The organism is Demequina sp. NBRC 110052 (assembly GCF_002090075.1).
Classification (GTDB): domain Bacteria; phylum Actinomycetota; class Actinomycetes; order Actinomycetales; family Demequinaceae; genus Demequina.
In genome coordinates this window covers 758028-783833 of record NZ_BBRI01000002.1, presented here as the reverse complement: position 1 = coordinate 783833, position 25806 = coordinate 758028, and the positions used below count along the sequence as shown (strand labels likewise).

Here is a 25806-nt window from a genome sequence, read left to right as displayed (position 1 = left end):
CGCCATCTCCAACCCCCTCAAGCGCCGTCCCAAGTACGCGGCAGCGGTGAGCACGATGCGTCCCCACTGGACGGTGTACGCGGTGCTGGCGGTGTTCCTGATCGCCTCGGTGTTCCCGTTCTACTGGTCCTTCCTGATCGCCTCGGGCGACCGCTTCACCATCAACGACCCGAACCTGTCGTGGTGGCCGGGCGGCAACTTCCTCGAGAATGCGGCGACGGTCATCAACAACCCGGCCGTGAACTTCTGGAAGGCGCTGTGGAACTCGATCGTCGTCTCGACGGTCTCGGGTATCTCCACGGTCGTGCTGTCCACCCTGGCGGGCTACGCGTTCGCCAAGCTGCGCTTCAAGGGCTCCGGTCCGCTGCTGGTTGGCGTCATCGCGACCATGGCCGTGCCCGTCCAGCTCGGCATCGTGCCGCTCTACATCCTCATGCAGAAGTTCGGCTGGACCGGCAGCATCGGCGCCGTGATCCTGCCGGTCCTGGTGACCGCGTTCGGTGTGTTCTGGATGACGCAGTACATCTCGCAGGCGCTGCCCACGGAGCTCATCGAGGCTGCGCGCGTGGACGGCTGCTCGATGATCCGCACGTTCTGGCATGTAGGTCTGCCCGCCGCGCGACCGGCCGCTGCGATGCTGTTCCTGTTCACGTTCGTGACGCAGTGGAACAACTTCATGTGGCCGTACATCGTGCTGGACCCGCAGAACCCGACGCTGCCCGTGTCGCTGTCGATCCTGCAGGCGAACTACTTCGTCGACTACTCGCTCGTGCTCGCGGGCGTGCTGCTGGCGACCGTGCCGCTGATGCTGCTGTTCATGTTCGCCGGCCGCCAGCTGGTCTCCGGCATCATGGCGGGTGCGGTCAAGGGCTGACGACCGTGCTCATCTCTCTTCCGCCCGCCGTGGGGCATGAGGTTGCATCTGCAAGGATGACCGCATGCCCCCGGTGGATGGAGACGCAGAGATGAGCCTGGTGCGCCATGCGGCGCCCACCCTCGAGATGGTCGCGGCGCGCGCGGGGGTGTCGCGTGCGACCGTCTCGAGGGTCGTCAACGGCTCGGACAAGGTCAATCCCAGCAGCGTCAAGCTGGTGCAGGCGGCGATCGATGAGCTCGGCTATGTGCCCAACCGGGCCGCGAGGTCGCTCGCGAGCGCCCAGAGCCACGCGATCGCGCTGATCGTCCCTGAGGACGTCACGAGGTTCTTCGGCGACGTGTTCTTCGCTTCGATCGTCGCGGGCATCAACGCACGCCTCGAGCAGACTGACTACGCACTGAACCTCATGGTCGCGACTCAGTCCGAGGGTGCGAAGACCATGCGTTACCTGACGGGTGGCGCCGTGGATGGTGCGGTCGTGGTCTCGCACCACACGGCGGACCACTTCCTTGAGCGCATCGCGGACACGATCCCCCTGGTGTTCGGCGGTCGCCCTGGCCTTGCAGGCATCGACACATGGGTCGTCGACGTCGACAACGAGGAGGGCGGCGCTGTTGCCGCGCGTCGCCTCGTCGAGCGAGGCTGCAAGCACATTGCGACCATCACGGGACCCACGGACATGCAGTCCGCACTCGAGCGCACCGACGGATGGCGCCGGGTGCTCGTGGACGCAGGCCTCGAGCCGGGCCCCGAGGTTGACGGTGACTTCTCGATGATGGGTGGCGCGCGTGCCGCGCGGCGGCTGCTCGAGACGTACCCCGAGATGGACGGCGTGTTCGTCGCCTCCGACCTCATGGCGTCGGGCGCGATGCCGGTGCTGCTCGATGCAGGCAAGCGCGTCCCGGAGGACGTCGCGATCGTCGGCTACGACGACAGCCCTGCCGCGCTCGCGTGCCCGGTCCCGCTCACGACCGTGCGCCAGCCCTCGGAGGAGATGGGGCGCATGATGGCGGACATCCTGATCGACGTGCTCGCCGGGAACGACGACCGCCCGCGGTCGTCGATCATGCCGATCAGCCTCGTCGAGCGCGTCTCGGCCTGAACGCGTCAGGTGTAGCGTCGGCCTGAACCCCAGGTGCAGGAGGAGGCACGGTGACGCTGCTCGTGAGAGGCGTGAGGCTGCTGGATGGCCCCGACGCCCCGGTGGACCTGGCGATCGAGGGTGACCGCATCGCGCGCATCGCTCCCAGCGGGGAGCTGAGTCCCGGCGCCGACGCGCAGGTCGTGGAACTCGAGGGCCGGTGGGCGACTCCGGGCTACGCGGATCACCACGTGCACTTCACGATGTGGGCCAAGCACCTGTCCCGTCTCGATGTCTCCGCGGCGCGTGAGCCCGAGGACGCCGCCGAGGCGATCCGCGTCGCGCTCGCGAGCGAGCACGTCGTCGAGCACACGGCGTTCGTGGCGCGGGGGTTCCAGGACGCGCTGTGGAGTCACGAGCCCACGGGCGCGCTGCTGGACGGTGCGGCCCTGGCGGCGGGGCAGGACGGTCGCGCGATCGTTGTCGTCTCGCACGATCTGCACACGGTGTGGCTGAACGAAGCGGCGGCGCAGCGCTTCGGTGCGCCCCGTGCCGGCGTCCTGCGCGAGGACGCCGCGTTCGCGGTGGAGCAGGCGGTCGACCGTGAGGCGGGCGAGGGCGAGGACGAGCTCGTCGGCGCGGCGCTTGCCGCAGCCGCCGCGCGCGGCGTCACCGCGATCACCGACTTGGAGATGGCGGACAACCCGAGCGTGTGGGCAGGGCGCATCAGGCGAGGGCTGGATGCCGTGCGCGTGACGGCGAACGTCTATCCGGAGCATCTCGCGCTCTCGGTGGCACGCCGCGAGCGCACCGGCACGGTGGTGCCGGACACGGAAGGCCTGGTGACGGTCGGCTCCCTCAAGCTCTTCGCGGATGGAGCGCTGAACTCCCGCACCGCGCTGTGTCACGAGCCGTACCCCGGCGGGGGGCGCGGTCATGCCGTGTACGGGGAGGGGGAGCTCGAGGCAGTGATGGCGGACGCTCATGCGAAGGGCTTCTCGGTGGCGCTGCACGCCATCGGCGACCTGGCAGTGCAGCGCGCGCTCGATGCGTTCGAGGCCTCAGGTGCACGCGGCACGGTCGAGCACGCGCAGCTCGTCGCGCCGGGGGATCTGCCGCGCTTCGCCGAACTCGGCGTGGGTGCCTCGGTCCACCCCGAGCACGCGCTCGACGACAGGGACGTGACCGACAGCCTATGGGCCGACCGCAAGAGCCGCGCCTTCCCCTACGGCGCGCTCGCGGATGCCGGGGCGGCTCTGCAGTTCGGGTCCGACGCGCCCGTCGCGCCGCTGGACCCGTGGTTCGCGATCTCGGCGGCGGTGCATCGGACGCGGGATCTGCGCGAGCCGTGGGAGCCCGCCAACGCCGTCTCCATCGAGCAGGCGCTTGCCGCCTCGTGGGGCTCTCCGGCGCTCGTCGAGGGCGGGCCCGCCGATATCGCGGTGCTCGACGATGACCCGCGCACCGCTGACATGCCGACGCTGCGGGGCATGTATGTGGCGCTCACGGTGAGCGCGGGTCGGGTGACGCACCGCACCTACTGAGCGCCGCGTCGGGCATTGACGCGATGCCGGATGCCGCTCAAGCGAGGACCCCCGGAGGCGTGGCCTCCGGGGGTCCTGTCGTCTGCGCCGCCGCGAGGGGGAGAACGGGCGGCGCGACGGGACGCGGGATCGGTGACCCCGCGGACTGCTCGGTGCGTTACGCGCCCGAGCTCACAGCGATCTTGCGCGGCTTGGCCTCCTCGGCCTTGGGAACCACGACCGTAAGGATGCCGTCCTTGTACGAGGCCTCGACCTTGTCGGGCGAGACGCGGTCCGGCAGGCGCACCGCGCGGTGGAACTTGCCGAAGCGTCGCTCGATGCGGCGGAAGCCCTCGGCGTCGGACTCGTCGTAGAAGTTGCGCTCGCCCGAGACGGTGAGCACGTTGTCCTCGAGCGAGAGGTCGACGTCCTCGGCGGACATGCCCGGCAGCTCGACGTGGAGCGTGAAGGCGTCGTCAGTCTCCTTGACGTCGAGCGCGGGGGAGAAGGCGCCGGCGAGCGGGGCGTCGGCGTCGCCGAAGAACTGGCGGAAGACCCTGTTCAGATCGTCCTGCCACAGGGAAGCGGACGTCGCCGGAACCGTGTGGCGAGTGATCTCTCGAGCCATCATCGTGAACCTCCTGGGATGTGTAGGTCGTGTGGTCTGTGTCCGCGGGCGGTCGCCCGCGGAGGGCGGCGGACCCGGTCGGCCGGTCCCTGCTGGTGACCCCCGCGGGCCCGTCGCTCACTTCCGACTATAAGACTTGAGCGGCATCCGCTCAAGTCAAAGTTGAGCGATGTTCGCTCAAGTCGAGCGTGAGCGGTGATCGGCGAGGCGTCGTCCCTGGCAGAGCAGGCCTTTCGCGCCTCGCCCTTGGACACTCCGAACCAATCCTGGAACGACACTCCGGCGTCAACTGCTTCTCGCGCGAGCCTGCCGGGGTGTCGAGAGCGTCTTTGGTTCGCACTGTTCCGGGGGCGGGCGAGGGCTGCGGCGGGGCAGTGGGACGGCGATCAGTCGCAGTGGGACGCCCACCCTGCAGCGCGTCCCTGTGCCTGGTAGACCTGGAAACGTGGCGCGATGCGCGCGCCGACCGGGGGTGTGACATGAGCAGTTCGAGCAGCGGCGCGGCAGCCGGATGGGGTGGAGGCTACTTCCTCGCCATGATCGGCTCGGCCGTGTGGTTCTGGCAGCAGGCCGAGGGCTTCTGGGAGCACGTGGGTGCGCTGTTCCAGGCGCTCGTGTGGCCGGCCTTCCTGATCTTCGACGTCTTCGAGTACCTCAACGCCTGACGCGCTGACAGTCCGCACGGAAGTCCGCGCGACACGCCGGTGGCGCGCGCCTCGTGAGCGGGTTCAGCGGCGCGTCGCCGCAGAATCCGTGCGGAGCGTCGAAGAGGTGGGGTGGGGCTACTGGCTGACCGCGCCGTCGTAGGGCACGCGCGGCCCACGTCCCGGTCGCGTGATGTGGCCCAGGGCGAGCACCACGACCGTGATGAGCGCCGAGAGCAGCATGCCGGCGCCCAGGTGCAGGTTCAGCAGCAGCGCTCCCGTCGCGGCGCCAGCGCCGATGAGCACCACGGCTCCCGCGCGGCGGCGCCACGGCTGGCCGCCGCCCTTGCCGAGCGTCGAGTCCGAGGCCAACCCCGTGATCGTCGAGGTCACCACCACTGTCGTCACGTCCTTGACCGCGATGTGGCGCGCGGTCGCCGCCTGGCATCCCATCGCGAGTCCCAGCGCCGCCGTCGCGGAGTAGGCGAGCACCGAGCCCTGCACCACCTCGACGAAGAACACGGTCAGCGCGCCGACCACGAGCACCCCTGCGACCGCACCGAACAGCGCCGTGTGCTTGCCCGTCCACCCGTCGCGCGAGCCGCGCAGCACGCGCCCGCCCAGTGCCGCGCCAAGCATGAACGCCGCGAGCGCGATCGCGGGGCCCAGCACCGGCAGGTCGTCGGCGCCCGCGAGACCCATGCCAAGAATGACCACGTTGCCGGTCATGTTGCCCGTGAAGACGCGGTCCAGGCCCAGGTAGCCGACGGCGTCGATGATGCCTGTGGAGAATGTCAGGGCGAGCATCAGCCCCAGGTAGCTGCCAGCGGGGTTGGCGCGCATGCGGTCGAGCATCGATTCCTCCGGGGACGGGCCCGGCGCGCTGCCTCACGGGGACGAGGCGCGCGGCGCGGGCGGCGGTAGTCTCGGAGCCAGAGTAGGGCACGGCGGGGTGCGGGCACCCCGGCCCGCACGTCTCGCGGTCCGCGCTGGAGGGCATGGCATGGCAGATTTCGACGGCGTCCTGCGTAGCGGTGAGCGCGTGCCCGACGCGGCGGTCTACCTCCCCGCGGAGTCCGACGCGGTTCTGTGGGGCCGCCTGCCGAGCCGGGCAGACGCGCCGGCCCTCACGGTCGCACCGGGCACCGAGGTCGTGGTCGACACGCTCAGCCACGAGGGCCTGCTGCCGGACCAGGGCTCGGACGCGCTCGCGTACTTCACCGCACAGGGGGTGGCGCCCGACGCGGTACTCGCCGAGGCGGTCGCGCTGTCCCGGTCGGGGCGACGCGACTCGCAGGCCGATGGCCCGCACGTGGTCACGGGCCCCATTGAGGTCGCGGGCGCGACGCCTGGCGACGTGCTCGCGATCACGCTGCTGGACGCCACGCCGCGCGTGCCGTACGGCGTCATCTCCAACCGTCACGGTCGCGGGGCGCTGCCTGGCGAGATGCCGGCGAACGGGGCCGACGCGGTGTCCGTGTTCGCGCCCATCGCGCCCGATGCGTCGGGCGTGTGGAAGGGCTGGTTGCCGCGCCGCGAGGGTGGGCCGCGCGATGTCGCTTTCCCGCTGGCGCCGTTCCTGGGGATCATGGGCGTCGCGACGGACACCGACGAGCGGGCCCATTCGGTGCCCCCCGGGCCCCACGGCGGCAACATCGACATCAAGGAGCTCGTCGTGGGCTCCACGCTGTACCTGCCCGTGCAGGTCGCAGGTGCGCTCGCGTATGTGGGCGATCCGCACTTCGCCCAAGGTGACGGCGAGGTCGCGCTCACCGCGCTCGAGGCGTCGCTGCGAGTGACGATCCGCCTGGACCTCATCCCCGCACGCGAGGCCGCGCGGACGTTCGGCGAGTTGGCGGGTCCGCTCGGCGAGACCGCAGAGTTCCTGATGCCGACGGGCATCGACGCCGACCTCGACGAGGCGATGCGCAAGGCCACGCGCGCGGCGATCGCGATCCTTGCAGCGCGCTACGGCATGGAGCCGCACCTCGCGTACGCGTACCTGAGCGCCGCGACAGACCTGCGCATCTCGCAGGTGGTGGATCTGGTGTGCGGCAGCCACGCGATGATCAGGAAGTCAGACTTCGCGCCGCGCGACGCGTGGGAAGGAGAGACCGCATGACCCTGGTGCACGTGGCCGGAGGGGGCGAGGCTCCCGAGGGTCTGATCGAGGCGGTGCTGGCCTACGAGGCGGCGCTGGTGGCGGATGACCTGGACGCGCTCGCGGGCTTCTTCGCGCCCGGCGACGAGACGCTGCGCGGCGACGCGAACGGCCTGCTCGTGGGGCATGAGGCGATCACGTCGTTCCGGGGCGGGCGTGGTGGCATCGGCGCGCGCACGGTGCGCGAGCTGCGCCTGGTCCCTGCGGGCGACGCCTGGCTCGCCGTCTCGGTCAATGCGCCCGACGCTGGGGGCAAGGGCCTCGTCACGCAGCTGTGGTCGCATGATGGCTTGTCGGCCGGCCCCGGCAAGGGCTGGGTCATCTGCGCCGCGCACGTCACGGCGCCCGCCAAGGCGATGGACTCCCGTATCTGGCGCCTCCTCGGCGCACCCCTTGTGCGCGGCGCGGGCGAGGGTCCGCTCGCGGGTCACACGGTCGCGGTGAAGGACCTGTACGCGATCGCAGGCCAGCGGATCGGCGTCGGCGTGCGTGCGTACCTGGCCGACGCGCCGATCGAGGAGCGTACCGCGCCGTCGGTGCAGTCGCTGCTCGATGCGGGCGCGGACGTGCTGGGCATCGCGCAGACCGATCAGTTCGCGTACTCGATCGCGGGCCTCAATCCCGACTACGGGACGCCCCCCAACGGGGCGGTGCCGGGGGCGATTCCTGGGGGCTCGTCGTCGGGACCGGCGTCGGCCGTCGCTCTGGGCCAGGCGAGCATCGGGCTCGGCACGGACACGGCGGGTTCGATCCGCGTTCCGGCCTCCTACCAGGGGCTGTGGGGACTGCGCACGACGCACGGGGCGGTCAGCCTTGAGGGCGTCGCGCCGCTCGCGCCGCGCTACGACACTGTCGGCTGGATGACGCGCGACGGCGAGACGCTGCTGGCGGCTGCGCGCGCGAGCTTCTCGGGCGACCCCCATGTCGAGCCCTCAGACGTGGTGCTGGCCTCGCCGCAGGTGGGCGTGGTCGTCGAGCCGGAGGTGCGGCAGGCGTTCCACGAGCTCCTGGAGCACCTGCAGGTGCACGTGGATCTCGAGACGGTCGAGCTCCCGGAGCTGCGGCGCCTCTACGACGGCTTCCGTGTGACGCAGTCCGCCGAGGCCTGGCGCTCGGACGGCGAGTGGATCACCGCGCACCCGGGCGCGGTCGCGCCCGACGTGGCTGAGCGGTTCGCGTTCGCGGCGTCGGTGACGCCGGAGCAGGAGGCCGAGGGCCTGTTGGAGGTTGCGGCCCTCGCAGAGGAGATCAACGAGGCGCTCGGAGGCGCGGTGCTGGTGCTGCCCGCCGCCGCGTCGGCCGCGCCCCGACTGGACGCCGCTGCCGAGGACCTGCAGCGTGTGCGCGAGGCGACCCTGTCCATGACGGCCATCGCTGGTTTCACGGGAAGACCTGCCCTCACGGTGCCGCTGATGTCGACGCTGAGCGGGCCCGTCGGAGTGTGCCTCGTGGGGCCCCGGAACTCGGATCTGGCGCTCATCGAGCTGGGGCTTCGGTGGCAGAAGGCGCTGCGAAACGCTCACGAAACCTCGACACGGCACACTATGTAGGTCACATCAACATTCCTGGAGGAGCGATGACCCTGCCCGGGCCGATCAACCCGCCGGCGCGCCTGCTCATGGGGCCCGGCCCCATCACGGCCGACCCGCGCGTGCTGCGTGCAATGTCGGCCCAGCTGGTGGGTCAGTACGACCCGTTCATGACCCACGCGATGAACGAGGTCATGGAGCTCTACCGCCGAGTCTTCGTCACTTCGCATGAGCAGACGCTGCTCGTGGACTCGACCTCGCGCGGCGCGATCGAGGCCGCCCTCGTCTCGGTGCTCGAGCCGGGCGACAAGGTGCTGGTCCCCGTCATGGGTCGCTTCGGCCACCTGCTCGTCGAGATCGCCCGACGCTGCGACGCCGAGGTGCACACTGTGGACATCCCCTGGGGCCAGGTGGCGCCGTACGAGCTGATCGCGGAGGCGATGGCGAAGGTCCAGCCCAAGCTCCTCGCGGTGGTGCACGGCGACACCTCGACCACGGTGGTGCAGCCGTTCGACGGACTCGCGGAGCTGTGCGCGAAGTACGGCACGCTGCTGTACGCAGACGTGACCGCATCGATCGGCGGCAATGAGTTCCTCACCGACGAGTGGGGCGTGGACATCGCGACCGGTGGCCTGCAGAAGTGCCTCGGTGGGCCCTCCGGTTCGGCGCCCGCGACCTTCAGCCCTCGTGCCGAGGGAGTCATCAACTCCCGCAAGAGCATCGAAGCGGGCATCCGTACCGAAGGCGATGCCGTCGCGGCCCACCCCATTCGCTCCAACTACTTCGACATGTCGATGGTCTTCGACTACTGGTCCGAGCGACGCCTCAACCACCACACTGAGGCCACGACCATGCTCTACGGCGCGCGCGAGTGCGCCCGCATTGTGCTCGAGGAGGGGCTCAGTCGCTTCCAGGCCCGCCACGCGCTGCACGGCCGCGCGATGATGGCCGGCGTGCAGGGGCTGGGTCTCGAGGTCTTCGGTGACCTGGAGCACAAGATGTCAAACATCGTCGGCGTCGTGATTCCTGAGGGCGTCGAGGGCGAGGCGGTGCGATCCGCGATGCTGCTCGACTTCGGCATCGAGATCGGCACGAGCTTCGGCCCGCTGCAGGGCAAGGTGTGGCGCATCGGCACCATGGGCTACAACGCCCGCCAGGACGCGGTGCTGACCACCTTGGCGGCCCTTGAGGCGGTGCTGCGACGCCACGGCTTCGGCCTGCCGGCCGGCGGCGGCGTCGACGAGGCCTACCGCGTCTACGCGGAGGTCGACGCGTGAGCCTTCCCGAGTGGCTGAACGGCGACGACAAGGACGGCGATGTGCCGTTCTCAGCCGCCGAGATCCTGGAGCGCTGCGACATCCTCGCCACGCACAGCTCGCGCGTGGGCGCGATCGAGCGGTCGTACCTGACCGCGGAGCACGCGCGCACCAACTGGACCGTGGGCGAGTGGATGGCGCAGGCCGGACTCGAGCCGTGGCAGGACGCGGCAGGCAATCAGCGCGGCACACTCGCGGGCCCGCGGGACGACTCGCCTGTGCTGCTGCTCGGATCCCACCTGGACACCGTGCCGGGAGCCGGTCGCTACGACGGCATCCTTGGCACTCTCATGGCCATCGCGGTCGTGGGGCGACTGGAGGCCAAGGGCGTGCGCCTCCCGTTCGGCATCGAGGTGCTCGGCTTCGCGGACGAGGAGGGCACTCGCTTCGGCCGCACTCTGCTCGGCTCGTGCGCGGTCGCGGGCGCATGGCAGGACTCGTGGTGGGAACTGCGCGACGCGCAAGGCATTTCGCTGCGCACCGCCTTCGAGGCATTCGGCCTCGACCCGGCGCGCATCGAGGAGGCGGCGCTGCCGCGTGAGCGGGTCCTCGGCTACCTCGAGGCACACATCGAGCAGGGCCCGCTGCTCGAGGATGCCGACCGAGCGCTCGGCGTCGTCACCGGCATCATGGGCGCGCGCCGCTTCGACCTCACCATGGTGGGGGAGGCTGGCCACGCGGGCGGCATGCCGTATGGCCGTCGACGCGACGCGCTGCTCGGTGCGTCCGAGGTGGTCACCGTGATAGAGACCCTCGCCCGCGATCACGGGGCGATCGGCACCGTCGGACGCATGCAGGCGTATCCGGGCGCGGCCAACGTCATTCCCGGCCGCGCCGAGTTCTCGCTTGACCTGCGCGCGGAGACCGACGAACTGCGCGACCGCGTCTGGGATCTCATCCAGGAGCAGGCTGCGAAGGTCGCGGCCGCGAGGAACCTCGACTTCCAGGCCGTCGAACGCCATGACGCCGAGGCGACCGTGGTGGGGGAGCGGCTCGCCGAGGCGATCCGCGCAGGCATCGCCGCGACCGGTGACACCGCTCCGCTGGAGCTGTTGTCCAAGGCTGGTCACGATGCGATGGCCATCGCGTCGCTCACGGACTACGCGATGCTGTTCATTCGCTGCGGTGGCGGGATCTCGCATCACAAGGACGAGTCGGTGATCGAAGCTGATGTGGCGCTCGCGCTCGACGCCTTCGAGGCGGCGGTCCTGGACCTCGCCCGCACCTTCTGACTCCAACTCCGGGTACACCACCGCTGCTCAACCGGTGCCAGTCGAAGGCGACCTGCCCTGCGTGCTGGCCGTAGCGTCGGGCGTATGACGACGCACCCATTCCGCCAGCTCGACGTCTTCGGCTCCGGCCCCTTCTCCGGCAACCCCCTCGCCGTGTTGCTGGACGCCGAGGGCCTCACCACCGAGCAGATGGTCGCGATCTCCGAGTGGACGAACCTCTCGGAGTGCACGTTCGTGCTTCCGCCCACCACGCCCGAGGCCGACTACCGCGTCCGCATCTTCTCGCTCTCCACTGAACTGCCCTTCGCGGGACACCCGACGCTCGGCACCGCGCGCGCGTGGCTCGATGCCGGGGGAGTGCCCGCGTCCGACGGTGTGGTCATCCAGGAGTGCGGTGCCGGCCTGGTGCCGGTCAGGATCGAGGACGACACTCTGGCCTTCGCCGCGCCACCGCGCGTGCGCACCGGCGCGGTCTCCGACCAGTACCTCGCCGAGGTGTGCGCGGTGCTTGGCATCGAGCCTGACGCCGTGGTCGACTCCGCGTGGGTCGACAACGGTCCGGGCTGGGTGGGCTTGCTGCTGCGCGACGCCGACGCGGTGCTCGCCCTCGAGCCCTCGCTCGCCCCCGGCTCGTCCAGCGAAGGCCGTTGGGACATCGGCGTCGCAGGGCTGCACGCCTCCGACGGGCCCGCCGACGTGGAAGTGCGCGCCTTCTTCGGCCACGACGCCGGGCCGCTGCGCGAGGACCCCGTCACCGGCAGCCTCAATGCGTCGCTCGCACAATGGCTCACCGAGTCCGGTCATGTCGCCGCGCCGTACACCGCGCGTCAGGGGACCGCGCTGGGCCGCGACGGCCGCGTGTTCCTCACGCAGGACGGCGAGGGGCAGATCTGGGTGGGCGGCGCCTCCGACGTGGCGATCAGCGGGACGATCTCGGTCTAGCTCTCCGGCGTCGTCGGCTCGTCGTCGGAGCCGGGTGCGTCGTCCTTGTCCTTGCGCATTCCGGTCCACGCGAGCCAGCCGCCATAGGCGAGAGCGATCGCGCCGAGCACGACCGCGACGCCGGTCCACGCGCCGTCGAAGCCCACGGGTGCGACGACGATGAGCGCGATGCCGACCCCCAGCCATGCGATGCCCTTCTCGCCGGTGCTCCACTTCGCCATCGCGACCTCCACTCGCAGGGGCGTCCACGGTGACGCCGATGCGGGCGAGCCTACCCGCGCCGTCATCGCAAGGCGCGGGACTGGGGATCAAGGCGGCGTGCCCTCCCCGAGCGTGAGGCGGCGCGGGGGAGAATCGGGCCCGAGCGTCGGACATGCGATGCCGATACTGACCCCGGGAGGCGAGCGTGGCACGACGGCGCATGGCGCGCGGCCCGGGAGGCAACGTCAGGGCGATCGCGCTGCCGGTGATCGCGATAGTCCTGGTATTGGGGTCGATCCAGGCGTGGACGCGCAATGCCGAGCAGTCAGAACCCAAGCCTCCCACGGCCTACGGCACGGCACATGCGGCGGCTCTGGACCTGACCGTCAAGGGCCGTGCGGCGAAGACCGGCTACGAGCGCGACGAGTTCGGTTCGGGCTGGGTGGATGTGGACCGCAACGGCTGCGACACCCGCAACGACGAGCTCGCGCTGCGGCTGACCGCGCTCGTGATGGACGGGGACTGCGTCGTCCTCAGCGGCACGCTCGACGACCCGTTCACGGGCGAGCTGATCGTGTTCGAGCGCGGGGGCGCGAGCGAGGTGGACATCGACCACCTGGTCGCGCTCTCGGATGCCTGGCAGAAGGGCGCCGCGCAGTGGGAGTACGCCCAGCGCGTCGCGTTCGCGAACGACCCTCTCAACCTCGAGCCCGTCTCCGCCGCAGAGAACCGCGCCAAGGGAGACTCCGACGCTGCGACGTGGCTCCCGCCGGACCGCACCTATCGCTGCGAGTACGTCGCGCGCCAGGTGGCGGTGAAGACCAAGTACGACGTGTGGGTCACGCAGGCCGAGCTCGACGCGATGCTCGATGTGCTCGACACGTGCCCCGACGAGCCGCTGCCGAATTTTGGCGCGCAGCCCATCGTTGCTGACAACGTGGGGCGCTGAGTTCGCGCGCCCGGCCCGCCAGCCACGAGGAGAGAACACATGGAGACCGTCACGCTGAACAACGGCGTCGAGATGCCGATGCTGGGCCTCGGCGTCTATCGCGTCACCCGGGCCGAGGACTGCATCCGTGCCGTCCGCACGGCGCTCGATGCCGGCTACCGCCTCATCGACACCGCCGCGGTGTACGGAAACGAGAGTGCGGTGGGTCGCGCGATCGCCGAGTCGGGAGTGCCTCGCGAGGAGATCTTCCTCACCACCAAGATCTGGGTGCGTGACTTCGGGGCAACGCGTACGCCTGTGGCCTTCAGTGAGTCGCTTGAGCGCCTCGGCACCGACTACGTGGACCTCATGCTCCTCCACCAGCCGTACGGCGACTGGCCTGCCGCGTGGCGTGCGCTCGAGCCGGAGGTGGCCGCGGGCCGCGCACGCGCCATCGGCGTCAGCAACTTCATCCCGTCCGACCTGGAGCGGCTGCGCTCCTTCGCCTCGGTCCCGCCGGCCGTGAATCAGGTGGAGCGTCACCCCTACATACAGCGCCCGGAACTCGATGCCGCGCACGCCGCCGACGGCACCGTGCCCGAGGCGTGGGAGCCGATCGGCAAGGCCTCGCCCGAGCTCCTTCGCGATCCCGTCCTCGTCGCACTCGCGGACAAGTACGGCAAGAGCGTGGCGCAGGTCATCCTGCGCTGGCAGGTGCAGTCCGGCTACGTCGCGATCCCCAAGTCCACTAGCGCCGGTCACATCGCCGAGAACATCGCGATCTTCGACTTCGCGCTCAGCGATGAGGAGATGGCCTCCATCGCGGGGCTGGATCGCGGACGTGGCCGCCGCCCGTTGCCGCGGTGGCTGATGGGCCTCGCGGTGCGAGCCATTCCCGTGCGGCAGACCACGTAGGAGACGGCCCGACGACGTGGCCGGGTCAGTCGTCGACGTCCGCCCCGCCGCCCAGGTCAGTGCAGTCCACCAGCCCGACGCCGTGGTCGGCCAGGTAGGCGCGCGCGCCCTCGTCTCCAGTCAGGGTCTCGCGCAGCGGCGCCCAGTGATCCCGGCCGATCAGTACGGGATGCCCGGGCGCGCCGTCGAACGTCGCCCGGGCGAGCGAAGCGGTGCCCTGCGCGGCGGCGAGCACTCGGCGTGCAGCGTCGGGCGTCTGCTCGGGAAGGTCCACGAGGGTGATGAGGAGCGCGTCGGCAGGAGTCGTTCCTGCCGCCCGCAGTGCCGCCCGAAGCGACGCTGACTGTCCCTCCATCCAGTCGCGGGCGACCACCGGCATGGCCCACTGCGGCACCAGGGCCAACGCCCTCTGCGCCTCGGCCCCCAGCACCACGAACACCGGAGAGCAGCCAGCGGTCCGCAGAGCCTCGGCTGCGAGCGTGAGCCACGCCCGCCCGTCGGGCGCATGCCGCAGAGCCTTGGGACCCCCCGCGCGGCTGCCGTCGCCCGCCGCGAGCACTACTCCGGCCACGTGCGTTGTCATACTGGACACAGTACGCAAGGCTTGCCGCGTGCCAGCCGCCGAACCAGGGGAGATGCCGTGACCGTGACGCCGAATCGTGAGGAGTTGCTCGCCTGCCTGCGGGTAGCACGCTGGGCCGATGCGATGGCGGAGCAGGACTTCGACTCGATGCTCGAGATGGAGCGCACCGCCGTCTCCATCGCGACCCCGCTCAGCGAAGCGGAGATCGAGGAGGCGCTCGCCGCCCACCCGCGCATCGGGGAGAAGGCCACCGGTTCTGGCGCCGAGGCCGCGTTCTCCGCCTCCGAGCAGGCCGCCTCCGCCGACGAGGACGAGGTGCTCGCCGCGCACCTTGCCGACCTCAACGCGCTGTACGAGCGCAGGTTCGGGCGCGTGTTCCTGATCCGCGCCGCCGGGCGCTCGCGTGCGGAGATCGTCGCCGAGCTCGAACGCCGGCTCGGGAACCCCGCGAAGGCCGAGCTCGCCGAGGTCGCGGACCAGCTGCGCGGCATCGCCCTGTTGCGGCTCCGCGCGACGTACGAGGAGAAGTTCTGATGGTGAGCCATGTGACCACCCACGTGCTCGACGCCGTCGCCGGAACCCCAGCGTCGGGCATTGCCGTGACCCTGTCGCGCCGAGGCGCCGAGGGCTGGGAAGCCGTCGCTCAGGGTCTGACGGACGCCGACGGGCGCGTCAAGGACCTGGGGCCCGAGCGGCTCGAGCCCGGCGTCTACCAGGTGCGCTTCGACACCGGCGTCTACTTCGCGCGACGCAGCGTCCCCACGTTCTACCCCGAGGTGGAGATCGCGTTCGAGGTCACCGGCGACGACCACTATCACGTGCCGCTGCTCCTCAGCCCGTTCGCGTACTCGACGTATCGCGGGAGCTGACATGCGCGTGGACCGCGACTGGCGAGTGCGGTGGCGCATGCCGTCCGAGCCGCGCGCCCGGCGCCGCGTGATCTGGGCAGGCGTGATCGTGGCAGCCGTGGTGCTGTGGTGGATCAACTTCGTCGTGAGCTACGCCACCGAGGACATCCCCGAGGCGCGCAACGCTTTCGCGTTCATCTTCGTGTTCCGAGCGATGGTCAGCATCGGGCTGCTCGCGCTCGCGTACCGGCTTGTGGTGAGTGCCGTCGGCCCGCATGCCCTGCCTGACTCCGAGCCGCCAGCGGCGCAACCAGAGCAGCGGCGCCATCCCGCATTCGAGGTGCAGGAAGGTGAGCAGCCGCCGCGTCGGGATCTCCTCTGACTTCTCTGAGCGCGCGGGAATACCCCGGTGGGAAGGTTCGTTGGTGGCGAAAGAGGGTTCGCCAGTCCCCGGGCGAATCCTCTTTCATTGCACGATCCTCGTGATCAGCGTGACGCGCGTCGGCCTGGCGAGAGCCGCCCCGTGCGCGCCCCGCATCCTGGAAGGAACCCCATGATCTCTGTCGAAGTCTGGTCCGATGTCGCGTGCCCGTGGTGCTACCTGGGCAAGCGTCGCCTCGAGAACGCGATCGACGGCTTCGACGGCGCGGTGTCCATCACGTGGAAGAGCTTCCAGCTCGACCCGTCGATCCCGCACGGCGAGCACACTCCCCACGCAGAGGCGCTCGCGAAGAAGTTCAACGCCCCGCCCGAGCAGATCCAGCAGATGAACCAGCGGCTCATCGACCTGGGCGCCGAGGAGGGGCTCGAGTACAACTTCGATTCCTACATCCAGGCGAACACGCGCGACGCGCACCGTGTGCTGCACATGGCACAGGGGCACGGTCTCGGCGACGCGATGAAGGATCGACTGCTCCGCGCGCAGTTCACCGAGGGTGCCGTCGTGGACGACGCCTCCGTGCTCGCTTCCCTCGCGGCCGAGGTGGGGCTTGACGCCGAGGCGGTGCGGGCGATGCTTGCCACCGACGAGTACGACGCTGCGGTCCAGGCCGACATCGACGAGGCGGCCGCACTCGGTGCGAGTGGTGTGCCGTTCTTCGTGTTCGACCGGGCCTTCGCCGTCTCCGGTGCGCAACCCACCGAGGTGTTCGAGACCGCGCTGCAGCGCTCCAAGGAGCACGCCGAGGCTGCGGTGCTCGAGGCCTGATCCGACATCTGAGCGTCATCTGCGGGACGTAGGCTCGGGCCATGCCTACTCCGCACATCTCCGCGCCTGACGGCGCCTTCGCCCCCGACGTCCTGCTTCCCGGCGACCCGCGCCGCGCCACCCGCATCGCCGAGACGTTCCTTGACGGCGCCGAACTCGTGACAGAGGTGCGCGGCATCCTCGGGTACACCGGCACCTACCAGGGCCGGCCGATGTCCGTCATGGCAACGGGGATGGGCATGCCGTCCGCCACCATCTACACGACAGAGCTGATCCGCCACTACGGCGTGAAGCGGCTCGTGCGCGTGGGAACGGTGGGTGGCATCCACGAGGACCTGCAGCTGGGCGACGTGGTCGCAGCCTCTGCGGCGCACACCGACTCAGCGATGACCGCGCACCGTCTTCCGGGAGTGCACTACTCGCATGCGCCGTCGTTCGCGCTGCTGCGTGCGGCCGCCGAGCATGCCGACGCTTCGGGCACGCCTCTGCGCGTGGGCCCTGTGCTCACGTCCGATGCGTTCTACCAGCCCGACGAGACGCTCGTGCCGCGCCTCGCGGCCTACGGCACCCTCGCGGTGGAGATGGAGGCCGCGGGGCTCTACGCCGTGGCAGCAGCCGAGGGTGTCGAGGCGCTCATGATCGGCACCGTGTCCGACCACGTGGTGCGCGGCGAGTTCCTCGACGCCGACGATCGCGAGAAGACGTTCGCAGGCATGGTCTCCGTCGCTCTCGGAGCGCTGACGCGCGCCTGACGGCGGTGTGCCGCTACGCGGCGAGCGCTCCCGAGAAGACCTGCCATGCGAGGGCGGTCTTGGCGACGAGACTGAGCACGATGTAGGCGCGCTCGCCGCGTAGATAGTCGGCCCACTTGCCCTTGGCGCGGTACTGCAGCCATTGGACCACCGCGAAAGCGTTGAAGAAGACGAACAGCGACACGATGATGCCCCACACGAAGCCGGGCACCGTCACGTCGCTCGTATTGCCGGGGCCGATGAGGTTGATCGCGATGATCAGCCACGGCACGATCCCGACCATGCTGCCGAAGATGAACGGCAGCAGGTCGCCGTCTCCGGGCGTCGCGTAGCGCTCCTGCAGCCAGCCGAACAGGATCATGCTGGCGTTCACGGCGAACAGTCCCGCGAGAGCGGCGTAGTCGGCGATGCCGTTCAGCTGCAGGATCAGCACGATCATGATCGACGACGACAGCGAGTACTCGACCCAGCGGAACGTGTTGCGGTTCTGCTTGAGACCCGCGGTGTAGCGGGGGAAGAACACCGGCGAGATCACCAAGAAGTGGAAGATCGCGGACAGCAGCAGGAAGCCTGCGACGGCGTGTGCGATGTTGATCGAGAACAGGGTGACCGGGTCCCCGAAGGCGTCCGAGCCGGGCGGCCCGTTGAGGTAGGTCGCGCGTACGGGGAGCGAGGCGTCGTTGGCGAGGATCAGGATCCCGACGAAAGACGCCAGGTGCAGCAGGCCTGCGATCAGGTTGAAGGGCCTCAGTCGTGCCAGTGCCGTGTCCACGGTGCCTCCTCAGCGTTCGACGGTGAACGGTGCTGTGAGGGGCAACCTGTTCGCCTCGCGCGGGACTCCCCAGGCGGCAGGGCTAGGCACCGTCGGCGCCGTAGTAGGCGATCTTGCCGTCGAGCACTGTGATGGCCGCGTCCAGCGACTCGCGCTGTCGCACGAGTTCCGCTCGCCGGCGGAGCAGGAAGGTCGCACGCTCGGTCGGTTCGCCGTCCGCATGGAGCAGCGTCGTGAACCTGCGGAGGTCGGCGATGCCGAGCCCGGCGTCGCGCAAGCACGTGACGATGCCGATCCACGCGAGGTCCTGCTCCGTGTAGCGCCGGTGTCCGAAGGCGTCCCGCGCGATCGGACCCACGAGCCCCTCTCGCTCGTAGTAGCGCAGCGCGTCCTCGGTGAGCCCGGTGGCGTCGGCGGCCTCGCCGATGCTGCTGCCCTGGATGACTGTCATGAGGCCAAGTCCAGCATGGCTCGGGCATCGTCGTCGAGGGTCAGTTCGCGGGATGCCATCATCTCGTCCAACTGGGCGATGGAGGAGACCCCGACGATGGGCGTGACAGCGGGATCGTTCTGGAGCAGCCAGGCCAGCACCACCTGGTTGCGCGTGGCTCCCACATCTCTGGCGACCGCGTCGAGCGCGGCGAGGCGCCTCGTCGTGTCCCCGTGCACGTAGGCCTCCTGGAGTGGCCTATCGTCGCGGGCGTAGGCGCCGCTGAGGAGGGTGCTGTACGCCCACAGGCCCAGCTCCTCCACTCGCGCATAGTCGAGGGCCTCTGGCGAGGCCGTCACGTGCCCGCCTTCCACGAGCGGCACGAACGGCACCGGCTGCAGGTAGGTGTGACGGAGCTGCAGCGCGCTGTAGCCGGCGAGGCCCATGCCCGATGCGATGGCACGGGCGCGTTCGACGCGCCAGGTCGCGTGGTTGGAGGCGCCGAGCCGGCCCACGCGCCCGTCCGCGACGGTCGCGCCGAGCGCCTCGACCTGTTCGTCCAGCGGCGTCGCGCGGTCCTCGACGTGCGCCCACAGCAGGTCGACGTGGTCGGTGCCGAGGCGTTCCAGCGATCCGGCGAGCGCCCGCTCGACCGCGTCCCGCGAGAGTCCTTCCATCGTTTCGGGCCAGCGGCCTGCGACGAGCGGTTCGGCGCCCAGCTTGGTGGAGATCCACATGCGCTCCCGGGCGCCGGGGTTGGCGGCGAACCAGTCTCCGAGCATGCGCTCGCTCGCTCCGCCGTGGCCGGTCTCGCTCTCCCAGAAGCTGTAGTTGTCGGAGGTGTCGAGCCAGCGTCCGCCGAGCTCGGCGAAACGATCGAGGATCGCGAACGATTCGTCCCGGCTCTGCCGGGTGCCGAAGTACATCGCGCCGAGCGCGATCTGTCCTGTGAAGGTGGTGTCCATGCCGCCAGTGAAGACCCTGGAGCGCGCTCCAGGTCAAGCCGGCCAATGGGCCTGAGTACCCCAACAGTGCGAACCGAGCCGACGCGCGACACCCCGCGATCTCGACCGATGCTGGTCGGGATCGCGGGGTGTCGGATCTGAGAGTGGTTCACACTGTCAGCGGGCGCGGTGTGCGCCGGGCGCTGACTACTTGCGGTTCGCCCGGTAGTACGCGATGAGCGCCTGCGTCGAGGCGTCCTGCGAAGCGAGGGCCTCGTCGTCGCCCTCGATCGCCGGCGCGATCTCGAGCGCGAGCTTCTTGCCCAGCTCCACGCCCCACTGGTCGAACGAGTTGATGCCCCAGATCACGCCCTGCGTGAAGGTGATGTGCTCGTACAGTGCGATGAGCTGGCCGAGCACCTGCGGCGTCAGCGAGGGCGCGAAGATCGACGTGGTCGGTCGGTTGCCTGCGAACGTGCGCGCGGCCACGAGGGGGCCCTCGGTGCCTTCGGCACGCACCTCGTCGGCCGTCTTGCCGAACGCCAGCGCCTTGGTCTGCGCGAGGAAGTTGGCGAGGAACAGCGCGTGCACGTCCTGGCCGCCGTCCTCAAGCGGGTAAGCGGGGTTGACCACGGCGATGAAGTCAGCCGGGATGAGCTTCGTGCCCTGGTGGATCAGCTGGTAGAACGCGTGCTGGCCGTTGGTGCCGGGCTCGCCCCAGAAGATCTCGCCGGTCTCCGTGGTGACGGGGGAGCCGTCCCAGCGGACCGACTTCCCGTTGGACTCCATGGTGAGCTGCTGCAGGTACGCCGCGAAGCGGTGCAACTGCTGGGCGTAGGGCAGCACGGCGTGCGACTGCGCGCCCAGGAAGTTCACGTACCAGACGTTGAGAAGGCCCATGAGGACGGGCACGTTCTTCTCGAGCGGGGTCTCGGCCACGTGGCGGTCGACGGCGTGGAAGCCCTCGAGCAGGTCGCCGAAGACGTCGGGGCCGAGCGAGATGGACAGCGACAGGCCGATGGCCGAGTCGACGCTGTAGCGGCCGCCCACCCAATCCCAGAAGCCGAACGCGTTGGTCGGGTCGATGCCGAAGGCCGCGACCTTGTCGAGTGCGGTGGAGACGGCGACGAAGTGATGGGCCACGGCGTCGGACTTCTCCTCGTCGGTGGCGACGGAGACGCCGGCCTCGGCCAGCGCGGTCCACAGCCAGTCGCGTGCGAGGCGCGCGTTGGTGAGGGTCTCGAGCGTGGTGAAGGTCTTCGAGGCGACGATGAACAGCGTGGTCTCGGGGTCGAGGCCCTTGACCTTCTGACCCATGTCCGTGGGGTCGATGTTCGAGACGAAGCGTGCCTCGATGCCGGCGGTCGCGTAGGGCTCGAGTGCCTCGTAGACCATGACGGGGCCCAGGTCGGAGCCGCCGATGCCGATGTTGACGACCGTCTCGACCTTCTTGCCGGTGATGCCCAACCATTCGCCGGAGCGGACGCGCTCGGCGAACTCGGACATGGCGCTCAGGACCTCGTGCACGTCCTCGTCCACGTTCTGGCCGTCGACGACGAGCTGCGGCTCCGCGCCGGCAGGACGGCGCAGCGCGGTGTGCAGCACGGCGCGGTCCTCGGTGGTGTTGATGTGCTCGCCCGCGAGCATCGCGGCGTAGCGGTCGGCGACGCCGGTCTCCTCGGCGAGCTTCACGAGGCTGGCGAGGATCTCGTCGGTCACGAGGTTCTTGGACAGGTCCACGTGCAGGTCGGCCAGCGGAAGGCTGAAGCGCTCCACACGGCCCGCGTCGGCGGCGAACCAGCCGCGCAGATCGGGGGTGAAGGCGGACTTGTGGGCCTCGAGCTCGGCCCAGGCGGACGTAGCGGTGCAATCGATGGGTGCGTTCACGCCCTCCAGGCTAGTGCCGTTGAGAGGACGCGTCACCGGGACCGTGGGCTTGGGTGGGGGACACGCCCGACGCCGGGGCTGAGTGTCCTGTGCCGCTCAGTGCTCGTCGAGGCCGAGCTCGTAGTCGAGCTTCGCGCGCCAGCCGTCGGTCTCGAGGCGAGCGCGCGTGAGCAGGTCGCGCCAGTCCTCGCGGGCGTGCTCGAGCGCGTCATCGAACATCACCCGGTTGCCCTTCGCCACGAGCGTCACCGCGGCGTGCACGCGCTCGGGGTCTGCCTCGTGGCTGAGGTCCAGCCGTTCGAGCGCGCTCATCACCTGAGGCGCGGAGGTGCCGAAGTCGTCGGCAATGCGTTCGGCGATACGCTTGCTGACCACGGGCATGGGCGCGATTCTCGCATGCTGGGCGTCTCAGCGTCCCATCCCATTCGACTTCTCAGATACCTTCAACTTCCAGGCGAGGGTGGACAACACATTCGCCCAGGGATTCCTGCTCGTTGCCGCCAAGGTGAGGCTTCTGTGATGACGAATGGCGACGACGTTCTGCACGATGCGGCGACTGTCGTGGTTTGGGACGATCCGGAGGGAATCGGCGAAGCCGTGACGGAGAACTCAGCTTGCCGGGTGTGGCTTCACTACTCGATGCACGCCCAGGGGTTCGGTAGCGAGATCTTCTTCGAGAATGCGCGCCTGGAAATCACGTACAGAGCAACAGATGGCCAGGATGGGTTCTCGTGGGTGTTGATCCAGTGCCGCCCGCTCAGCAGGATCGGTTAGCCTGCCACGCAAGGGGGAGGAGCAACGTGACTGAGACTGTCTCGCCGCGCACACGCACGCCACGCCGCGTGCTCTGGATAGCGTCGGGCGTAGTAGTCGTAGTGCTGCTTGTCACCGCAGCCGTCGCGATCGGACGCGCGTGGCCCCAGTGGACGGGTGGCGAGGTCGTGGCCGACGAGGCCGAGGCTCTCGTCCTCGAGGTGGACGGCGTGGTGGATGGCTTCGTCTCCTCCGCCCGGCCGGGCTTGCCAATCAACGTGCAGTACTCGTCGCAGATCATCCTCGCCGAGGGGCTCACGCCCGCCGAGCAGGCGCGGGTGGTCGACGAGGTCCTCGTGATCGCGCGCGACGTGCTCGGAGGCACGGTCAACTACAACTTCTTCTTCTCGGCCTCGCGGTACGAGGAGGGCGAGCCCGTCGGCGTGGACTTCGCCGAGCTGCAACCGATGCTCGGCGACTTCGGCATGGGTAAGGGCGGAACGGCGTACGTCACGCTCGGCAGCGCCACGATCATGCCCGACGCGCTGCGCGCCTACGTGTCGCCCTACGCCCTGGACTGATCCTCAGGGCCGCGTCGCCTCACCCGTGACCTTTTCCTCGATCGGCGTCGGAACGTCGTCGTCACGGCGCTCGCGTGCCTCCCCGTGGGTGAAGTGGCTGGCGCGCTCCTCCGCCTCGGCGCTGCCAGTGAACAGCCCGCTCTCGCCCGCCTGCTCGCTCTGCGGCGCCTTCCCGCGTCGGGTGGGCTTGGCGGGTGTGTTCTCGGCGACCAGCACGCGCTGGGCGGGCGCCGCGTCGGGCATGACGCTCTGGATCCACAGCACCATCGCCTCGCGCACAAAGCACCTGAGGTCGTACAGCGTCGGCGCGTCCTTGGCGGTGACGAGGATGCGGACGCGGACGTAGCCCGACGTGGCCTCGGTGACTTGCAACACGTTCGCGCGGCCGTCGTAGAGCGGCGCGTCAGCGAGAACTTGCTCGAGGTGCTCGCGCATCTTCTGCGGCGAGACGCGCCAGTCCAGGTCGAACTCTACGGAGCCGAGCAACTCTGAACCCTGCCGGGTCCAGTTCTGATAGGGCGTGGTCGTGAAGTACGTGCAGGGGAGCACCAGGCGCCGGTCATCCCACAGGTCCAGCACCACGTACGTGAGCGTGATCTCGCCCACGCGACCCCACTCGCCCTCGGCGACGATGACGTCGTCCACGCGCAGCGCGTCGGAGAACACAAGCTGGATTCCCGCGAAGATGTTGCCCAGCACTGACTGTGCCGCGAGACCCGCGACGATCGATGCGATGCCGGCCGAGGCGAGGATGCTCGCCCCCAGCGCGCGCACCTCGTCGAACGTGAACAACGCGGCGCCCACGGCGATGATCACGATCAGCGCGATCGCGAGGCGCCGCATGATCAACGTCTGGGTGCGCAGCTTGCGCGCCACCCGATTGTCAGGGATGTCGATCCGCGTGTGCACGAGCGTGAGATCCGTGACGAACTGCACGAACGCGATCAGAAGCCAGGCGATCACGCCGACAGCGAGGATCGTGAACAGCTGCAGCAGCATCGGGCGCCACGAGGATGCGGGGAAGGCCGCGCCCACGCCCGCCCACAGTCCGCCGAGCAGCGCTAGGGACCAGAAGGGCTTGCGCGTGTGGTTGATCAGGGACCGCGCCCAGTCGTTCCGACGCGCCACCACGCGCATCGCCAGCTCCACCACCAGCGCCGCAAGCAAGGCGGCGCCCACGCTGATCGCCACGGCGACCCCGAACGTGATCCAGTCCTCGAGCATGGTCCTCCCCATCGTTCGTCGTTCCTTCGACAGTAGGAGAGGGGTGTTTCAGGGACGTGACCCCAGAGTGAGGATTGGCTACGCGCTGCGCTCGCGGTCGAGGCGGTGACCGCGCGCGGGCAGTGCCCTAAGGTCTCGCCTGATTGCCCTGCTCATTGACGGCATCCCGGCGCGCGACGAGCCATCCGCCGACGAATGCTCCAGCGAGTGAGGTGATGAGGAGCGAGGTGCTTGTGGAGAACTGCATCCTCAGTGCAGCCTCCGCGATCGAGTTCTCCTGCGCGGCTTCGAGGCCGGGGATGTAGTCGTACGCGAGCAACACTCCGACGATGGTCGCAAGCACTTGGAGTACGAGCACGGTTCCGGCTGCCACGAGTGCGGCATCGGTGTTGCGGGCTGCCAGCACGATGACGCCCGCGAAGAGGGCGGCGAAGAGAAGCCCCCACATCGCCGCGAGAAGAGCGTGCAGTCCGTCGATGAATGCGCCGCCGTGGGTGATCAGGGTGTAACCCGGAGAGAACGTGTGGAGCAGAGCAGCGATGAAGACGGCCGCCGCCCCGAAGCCGATGCCAGCACCCCATCGAGGCCTCTCGCGCGCCGGGCGCGACTCGCGCTGCGCTGCGAGGTCGTCGATCGAGTTGGCCATGGTCGCCCCCCTGCGTCGTCCCTGGTCTCCACACTCCCATACTGCCGATCTCGACGTCGACGGAGACGGCCCCGCCCGTGGTCAACAGGTGAGGTCGACCAGGTCCTCTGTTGTGTCTCCGTATGAGACCCGAAGCGGCACCCAGTAGATGACGTTCATGAGCCTCGCGCCCTGATCGGTGTCAACTGCGAGCGTGTCGAACACGATGTCGGCGCCAGCGCTGTCCTTCGTCACGGTTCGCACGAGCAGTCCGGACGTGTAGTCCCCGTGGCCCTCGTACGGTTGAGTGCACACAACCTCCGGCTGGGCTGTGGGTGCGGCGCCAGCGCCTTGGAACATCGCTTCGCAGATTCCTCGTGAGGACGCCAAGCCGCACAGGGTGGCCATGTCGTCGCGTGAGTTGTACGCCTGCTCCACGAGAGTCGCCACGTCCGATTCGTCGGGCACCTGGGCGTCAGAGCTGGCGGTGCATCCCGCGAGCCACGTAGCCGCTGACACCACGAACGCGGCGCTCGTGATGCGTCTGACTGCCGTCAAAGGTCCCCCTGAGTGCGTGTTCGCGCTGGAAGGGACGCGATCCCCCTAAACGCACCTTACGAACGCTACTGAGTCGGGGGCAACAGCAGCGACATGGGTCGTCGAGCTGGAAGCAATGGTCAGCTTCGGCCGCTTCCGCCCCCATAAGTGGCTTCTGGCACCTGGCGCCAGTGATCCGTAGCGTGCCTGGTAATGGGGGAAAATCGCACGCTGCGCGTGTACGGGCGTGCGCCGATTCAAGGGGGAAAAGTGAATACAGTGTCGGCAGTCCGGCGAGTAGCGGCGGTGATCGTAGGCGCGTTGCTCGCCACGATGACGCTTGGCGGGTGCGCTTCAGTTGAGGTGTCGCCACCGATCAGTAGCTGCCATAGCTACAAGGCGCCGTCTTCGTACGGTTCTTTCACAATCCAGCAGGCGGCCACCGGGCGTGCGATCCAGTGGGGGGCATATCCGAACGCGTCCTACTCGGGAACGCTCTACGTCGTCGACGTCTACGTCAACGGCAAGCGCTATGACGCTAAGTCGCAGACCTATGCGCCGCATGGCAGCGTCTCGGCCGCGACTGCCGCCAAGAACTCCGGCAAGATCATGAACGTCTCCGGCTACGTCACATACGGCAAGCAAGTCGTGCTTGAGTTCTCCATGCAGTGCAGGATCATGTAGCC

The 25806-nt window shown here is 69.4% G+C and carries 32 protein-coding genes; 20 read left to right on the top strand and 12 right to left on the bottom strand.

The annotated features are described in order from the left end of the window. Nucleotides 1-55 precede the first annotated feature (55 nt). The 3 genes from B7K21_RS03840 to B7K21_RS03830 all read left to right on the top strand — a co-directional run bounded on the left by B7K21_RS03840 (nt 56) and on the right by B7K21_RS03830 (nt 3502). A complete protein-coding gene (locus B7K21_RS03840; protein ID WP_084074796.1) occupies nt 56-874 on the top strand; it encodes a carbohydrate ABC transporter permease in 819 nt (272 codons plus the stop codon). 64 nt (nt 875-938) lie between these two features. Beyond that, complete coding sequence (locus B7K21_RS03835) at nt 939-1979, top strand: LacI family DNA-binding transcriptional regulator (RefSeq protein ID WP_234989171.1); 1041 nt, start codon at nt 939-941, stop codon at nt 1977-1979. 50 nt (nt 1980-2029) lie between these two features. Then, the gene (locus tag B7K21_RS03830) at nt 2030-3502 is read left to right on the top strand and encodes an amidohydrolase (protein ID WP_084073891.1); all 1473 of its coding nucleotides are present in this window, start codon (nt 2030-2032) and stop codon (nt 3500-3502) included. 157 nt (nt 3503-3659) lie between these two features. Here the strand turns inward: B7K21_RS03830 and B7K21_RS03825 are convergent, their stop codons facing one another. Further along, on the bottom strand, nt 3660-4112 hold the full coding sequence (locus tag B7K21_RS03825; protein ID WP_084073890.1) for an Hsp20/alpha crystallin family protein: 453 nt from the start codon (nt 4110-4112) through the stop codon (nt 3660-3662). A 476-nt stretch (nt 4113-4588) separates the two neighbouring features. Here B7K21_RS03825 and B7K21_RS03820 point away from each other — a divergent pair, with 476 nt between their 5' ends. After that, nucleotides 4589-4774 (top strand): hypothetical protein, encoded by a 186-nt coding sequence (locus B7K21_RS03820; RefSeq protein ID WP_084073889.1) that lies wholly within the window; start codon nt 4589-4591, stop codon nt 4772-4774. A 117-nt stretch (nt 4775-4891) separates the two neighbouring features. Here B7K21_RS03820 and B7K21_RS03815 read toward each other — a convergent pair whose 3' ends face one another. Continuing rightward, nucleotides 4892-5608 (bottom strand): YoaK family protein, encoded by a 717-nt coding sequence (locus B7K21_RS03815; protein WP_084073888.1) that lies wholly within the window; start codon nt 5606-5608, stop codon nt 4892-4894. A gap of 148 nt (nt 5609-5756) precedes the next feature. On the opposite strand from B7K21_RS03815, the gene B7K21_RS03810 reads away from it, so the two are divergent. The 5 genes from B7K21_RS03810 (at nt 5757) to B7K21_RS03790 (ending at nt 11933) form a co-directional block, all read left to right on the top strand. Next, a complete protein-coding gene (locus B7K21_RS03810; protein WP_084073887.1) occupies nt 5757-6875 on the top strand; it encodes an acetamidase/formamidase family protein in 1119 nt (372 codons plus the stop codon). Continuing rightward, a complete protein-coding gene (locus tag B7K21_RS03805; protein ID WP_084073886.1) occupies nt 6872-8464 on the top strand; it encodes an AtzH-like domain-containing protein in 1593 nt (530 codons plus the stop codon). The genes B7K21_RS03810 and B7K21_RS03805 overlap by 4 nt, the downstream gene beginning before the upstream one ends. Before the next feature lie 26 nt (nt 8465-8490). Next, nucleotides 8491-9720, top strand: a complete 1230-nt coding sequence (locus B7K21_RS03800) for an alanine--glyoxylate aminotransferase family protein (RefSeq protein ID WP_234989170.1) — start codon at nt 8491-8493, stop codon at nt 9718-9720. After that, nucleotides 9717-10991, top strand: coding sequence for an allantoate amidohydrolase (locus B7K21_RS03795; RefSeq protein ID WP_084073885.1), 1275 nt, complete (start codon nt 9717-9719; stop codon nt 10989-10991). The genes B7K21_RS03800 and B7K21_RS03795 overlap by 4 nt, the downstream gene beginning before the upstream one ends. Before the next feature lie 84 nt (nt 10992-11075). Then, on the top strand, nt 11076-11933 hold the full coding sequence (locus tag B7K21_RS03790) for a PhzF family phenazine biosynthesis protein (RefSeq protein ID WP_084073884.1): 858 nt from the start codon (nt 11076-11078) through the stop codon (nt 11931-11933). Here the strand turns inward: B7K21_RS03790 and B7K21_RS03785 are convergent. Next, nucleotides 11930-12154: a hypothetical protein gene (locus tag B7K21_RS03785; RefSeq protein ID WP_084073883.1), complete on the bottom strand. Its 225-nt coding sequence runs from the start codon at nt 12152-12154 to the stop codon at nt 11930-11932. The two genes, B7K21_RS03790 and B7K21_RS03785, sit on opposite strands and share 4 nt — an antisense overlap. A gap of 185 nt (nt 12155-12339) precedes the next feature. On the opposite strand from B7K21_RS03785, the gene B7K21_RS03780 reads away from it, so the two are divergent. Both B7K21_RS03780 and B7K21_RS03775 read left to right on the top strand, forming a co-directional pair. Beyond that, complete coding sequence (locus tag B7K21_RS03780) at nt 12340-13083, top strand: HNH endonuclease family protein (protein WP_234989169.1); 744 nt, start codon at nt 12340-12342, stop codon at nt 13081-13083. A gap of 39 nt (nt 13084-13122) precedes the next feature. Beyond that, nucleotides 13123-13977: an aldo/keto reductase gene (locus B7K21_RS03775; RefSeq protein WP_084073881.1), complete on the top strand. Its 855-nt coding sequence runs from the start codon at nt 13123-13125 to the stop codon at nt 13975-13977. A gap of 25 nt (nt 13978-14002) precedes the next feature. Here the strand turns inward: B7K21_RS03775 and B7K21_RS03770 are convergent, their stop codons facing one another. Beyond that, complete coding sequence (locus tag B7K21_RS03770) at nt 14003-14560, bottom strand: NTP transferase domain-containing protein (protein ID WP_084074793.1); 558 nt, start codon at nt 14558-14560, stop codon at nt 14003-14005. A 57-nt stretch (nt 14561-14617) separates the two neighbouring features. On the opposite strand from B7K21_RS03770, the gene B7K21_RS03765 reads away from it, so the two are divergent. The 5 genes from B7K21_RS03765 to deoD all read left to right on the top strand — a co-directional run bounded on the left by B7K21_RS03765 (nt 14618) and on the right by deoD (nt 17367). After that, nucleotides 14618-15094 (top strand): 2-oxo-4-hydroxy-4-carboxy-5-ureidoimidazoline decarboxylase, encoded by a 477-nt coding sequence (locus tag B7K21_RS03765; protein ID WP_234989168.1) that lies wholly within the window; start codon nt 14618-14620, stop codon nt 15092-15094. After that, nucleotides 15091-15429, top strand: coding sequence for a hydroxyisourate hydrolase (uraH, locus tag B7K21_RS03760; RefSeq protein ID WP_084073879.1), 339 nt, complete (start codon nt 15091-15093; stop codon nt 15427-15429). The genes B7K21_RS03765 and uraH overlap by 4 nt, the downstream gene beginning before the upstream one ends. 1 nt (nt 15430) lies before the next feature. Beyond that, complete coding sequence (locus B7K21_RS03755) at nt 15431-15790, top strand: hypothetical protein (RefSeq protein ID WP_084073878.1); 360 nt, start codon at nt 15431-15433, stop codon at nt 15788-15790. A 171-nt stretch (nt 15791-15961) separates the two neighbouring features. Beyond that, a complete protein-coding gene (locus B7K21_RS03750; RefSeq protein WP_200806233.1) occupies nt 15962-16615 on the top strand; it encodes a DsbA family oxidoreductase in 654 nt (217 codons plus the stop codon). A gap of 41 nt (nt 16616-16656) precedes the next feature. Beyond that, a complete protein-coding gene (gene deoD / locus B7K21_RS03745; protein WP_084073877.1) occupies nt 16657-17367 on the top strand; it encodes a purine-nucleoside phosphorylase in 711 nt (236 codons plus the stop codon). Between the two features lie 13 nt (nt 17368-17380). Here deoD and heR read toward each other — a convergent pair whose 3' ends face one another. The 5 genes from heR to B7K21_RS03720 form a co-directional block, all read right to left on the bottom strand. Then, the gene (heR, locus tag B7K21_RS03740; RefSeq protein ID WP_084073876.1) at nt 17381-18139 is read right to left on the bottom strand and encodes a heliorhodopsin HeR; all 759 of its coding nucleotides are present in this window, start codon (nt 18137-18139) and stop codon (nt 17381-17383) included. 82 nt (nt 18140-18221) lie between these two features. Then, nucleotides 18222-18590, bottom strand: a complete 369-nt coding sequence (locus tag B7K21_RS03735; RefSeq protein ID WP_084073875.1) for a MerR family transcriptional regulator — start codon at nt 18588-18590, stop codon at nt 18222-18224. Beyond that, a complete protein-coding gene (locus B7K21_RS03730; protein WP_084073874.1) occupies nt 18587-19534 on the bottom strand; it encodes an aldo/keto reductase in 948 nt (315 codons plus the stop codon). The genes B7K21_RS03735 and B7K21_RS03730 overlap by 4 nt, the downstream gene beginning before the upstream one ends. Before the next feature lie 186 nt (nt 19535-19720). After that, entirely contained in the window at nt 19721-21400 is a 1680-nt protein-coding gene (pgi, locus tag B7K21_RS03725) for a glucose-6-phosphate isomerase (RefSeq protein WP_084073873.1), read from the bottom strand. Between the two features lie 96 nt (nt 21401-21496). After that, on the bottom strand, nt 21497-21781 hold the full coding sequence (locus tag B7K21_RS03720) for a hypothetical protein (protein WP_084073872.1): 285 nt from the start codon (nt 21779-21781) through the stop codon (nt 21497-21499). Between B7K21_RS03720 and B7K21_RS12560 the strand changes: the two genes are divergently transcribed. From B7K21_RS12560 to B7K21_RS03710, 3 genes are read left to right on the top strand one after another with little or no spacing between them, the layout of a single operon-like run. Further along, nucleotides 21780-21920, top strand: a complete 141-nt coding sequence (locus B7K21_RS12560; RefSeq protein WP_159448402.1) for a hypothetical protein — start codon at nt 21780-21782, stop codon at nt 21918-21920. The two genes, B7K21_RS03720 and B7K21_RS12560, sit on opposite strands and share 2 nt — an antisense overlap. Continuing rightward, entirely contained in the window at nt 21920-22174 is a 255-nt protein-coding gene (locus tag B7K21_RS03715) for a hypothetical protein (protein ID WP_084073871.1), read from the top strand. Before B7K21_RS12560 ends, B7K21_RS03715 begins: the two co-directional genes overlap by 1 nt. A 26-nt stretch (nt 22175-22200) precedes the next feature. Further along, nucleotides 22201-22734, top strand: coding sequence for a hypothetical protein (locus B7K21_RS03710; protein WP_144016048.1), 534 nt, complete (start codon nt 22201-22203; stop codon nt 22732-22734). A gap of 3 nt (nt 22735-22737) precedes the next feature. On the opposite strand, the gene B7K21_RS03705 is transcribed toward B7K21_RS03710, so the two are convergent. From B7K21_RS03705 to B7K21_RS03695, 3 genes are all read right to left on the bottom strand, one after another. Further along, the gene (locus B7K21_RS03705; protein WP_234989167.1) at nt 22738-23970 is read right to left on the bottom strand and encodes a mechanosensitive ion channel family protein; all 1233 of its coding nucleotides are present in this window, start codon (nt 23968-23970) and stop codon (nt 22738-22740) included. Nucleotides 23971-24085: 115 nt separating this feature from the next. Then, nucleotides 24086-24604: a hypothetical protein gene (locus B7K21_RS03700; RefSeq protein WP_084073868.1), complete on the bottom strand. Its 519-nt coding sequence runs from the start codon at nt 24602-24604 to the stop codon at nt 24086-24088. 81 nt (nt 24605-24685) lie between these two features. After that, the gene (locus B7K21_RS03695) at nt 24686-25141 is read right to left on the bottom strand and encodes a hypothetical protein (protein WP_084073867.1); all 456 of its coding nucleotides are present in this window, start codon (nt 25139-25141) and stop codon (nt 24686-24688) included. Between the two features lie 192 nt (nt 25142-25333). Here B7K21_RS03695 and B7K21_RS03690 point away from each other — a divergent pair, with 192 nt between their 5' ends. Further along, a complete protein-coding gene (locus B7K21_RS03690) occupies nt 25334-25804 on the top strand; it encodes a hypothetical protein (protein WP_144016047.1) in 471 nt (156 codons plus the stop codon). Nucleotides 25805-25806: the final 2 nt, after the last annotated feature.

Coding starts and splice junctions, on each gene's coding strand:
- B7K21_RS03790 (WP_084073884.1), top strand. CDS start 11,076: ATGACGACGCACCCATTCCGCCAGCTCGACGTCTTCGGCTCCGGCCCC.
- B7K21_RS03715 (WP_084073871.1), top strand. CDS start 21,920: ATGACGAATGGCGACGACGTTCTGCACGATGCGGCGACTGTCGTGGTT.
- B7K21_RS03840 (WP_084074796.1), top strand. CDS start 56: ATGCGTCCCCACTGGACGGTGTACGCGGTGCTGGCGGTGTTCCTGATC.
- B7K21_RS03785 (WP_084073883.1), bottom strand. CDS start 12,154: ATGGCGAAGTGGAGCACCGGCGAGAAGGGCATCGCATGGCTGGGGGTC.
- B7K21_RS12560 (WP_159448402.1), top strand. CDS start 21,780: ATGGGCGCGATTCTCGCATGCTGGGCGTCTCAGCGTCCCATCCCATTC.
- B7K21_RS03720 (WP_084073872.1), bottom strand. CDS start 21,781: ATGCCCGTGGTCAGCAAGCGTATCGCCGAACGCATTGCCGACGACTTC.
- B7K21_RS03810 (WP_084073887.1), top strand. CDS start 5,757: ATGGCAGATTTCGACGGCGTCCTGCGTAGCGGTGAGCGCGTGCCCGAC.
- B7K21_RS03735 (WP_084073875.1), bottom strand. CDS start 18,590: ATGACAGTCATCCAGGGCAGCAGCATCGGCGAGGCCGCCGACGCCACC.
- B7K21_RS03690 (WP_144016047.1), top strand. CDS start 25,334: ATGGGGGAAAATCGCACGCTGCGCGTGTACGGGCGTGCGCCGATTCAA.
- B7K21_RS03775 (WP_084073881.1), top strand. CDS start 13,123: ATGGAGACCGTCACGCTGAACAACGGCGTCGAGATGCCGATGCTGGGC.
- B7K21_RS03770 (WP_084074793.1), bottom strand. CDS start 14,560: ATGACAACGCACGTGGCCGGAGTAGTGCTCGCGGCGGGCGACGGCAGC.
- B7K21_RS03815 (WP_084073888.1), bottom strand. CDS start 5,608: ATGCTCGACCGCATGCGCGCCAACCCCGCTGGCAGCTACCTGGGGCTG.
- B7K21_RS03700 (WP_084073868.1), bottom strand. CDS start 24,604: ATGGCCAACTCGATCGACGACCTCGCAGCGCAGCGCGAGTCGCGCCCG.
- B7K21_RS03730 (WP_084073874.1), bottom strand. CDS start 19,534: ATGGACACCACCTTCACAGGACAGATCGCGCTCGGCGCGATGTACTTC.
- B7K21_RS03750 (WP_200806233.1), top strand. CDS start 15,962: ATGATCTCTGTCGAAGTCTGGTCCGATGTCGCGTGCCCGTGGTGCTAC.
- B7K21_RS03755 (WP_084073878.1), top strand. CDS start 15,431: ATGCGCGTGGACCGCGACTGGCGAGTGCGGTGGCGCATGCCGTCCGAG.
- B7K21_RS03805 (WP_084073886.1), top strand. CDS start 6,872: ATGACCCTGGTGCACGTGGCCGGAGGGGGCGAGGCTCCCGAGGGTCTG.
- B7K21_RS03800 (WP_234989170.1), top strand. CDS start 8,491: ATGACCCTGCCCGGGCCGATCAACCCGCCGGCGCGCCTGCTCATGGGG.
- B7K21_RS03705 (WP_234989167.1), bottom strand. CDS start 23,970: ATGGGGAGGACCATGCTCGAGGACTGGATCACGTTCGGGGTCGCCGTG.
- B7K21_RS03820 (WP_084073889.1), top strand. CDS start 4,589: ATGAGCAGTTCGAGCAGCGGCGCGGCAGCCGGATGGGGTGGAGGCTAC.
- B7K21_RS03825 (WP_084073890.1), bottom strand. CDS start 4,112: ATGATGGCTCGAGAGATCACTCGCCACACGGTTCCGGCGACGTCCGCT.
- B7K21_RS03835 (WP_234989171.1), top strand. CDS start 939: ATGCCCCCGGTGGATGGAGACGCAGAGATGAGCCTGGTGCGCCATGCG.
- deoD (WP_084073877.1), top strand. CDS start 16,657: ATGCCTACTCCGCACATCTCCGCGCCTGACGGCGCCTTCGCCCCCGAC.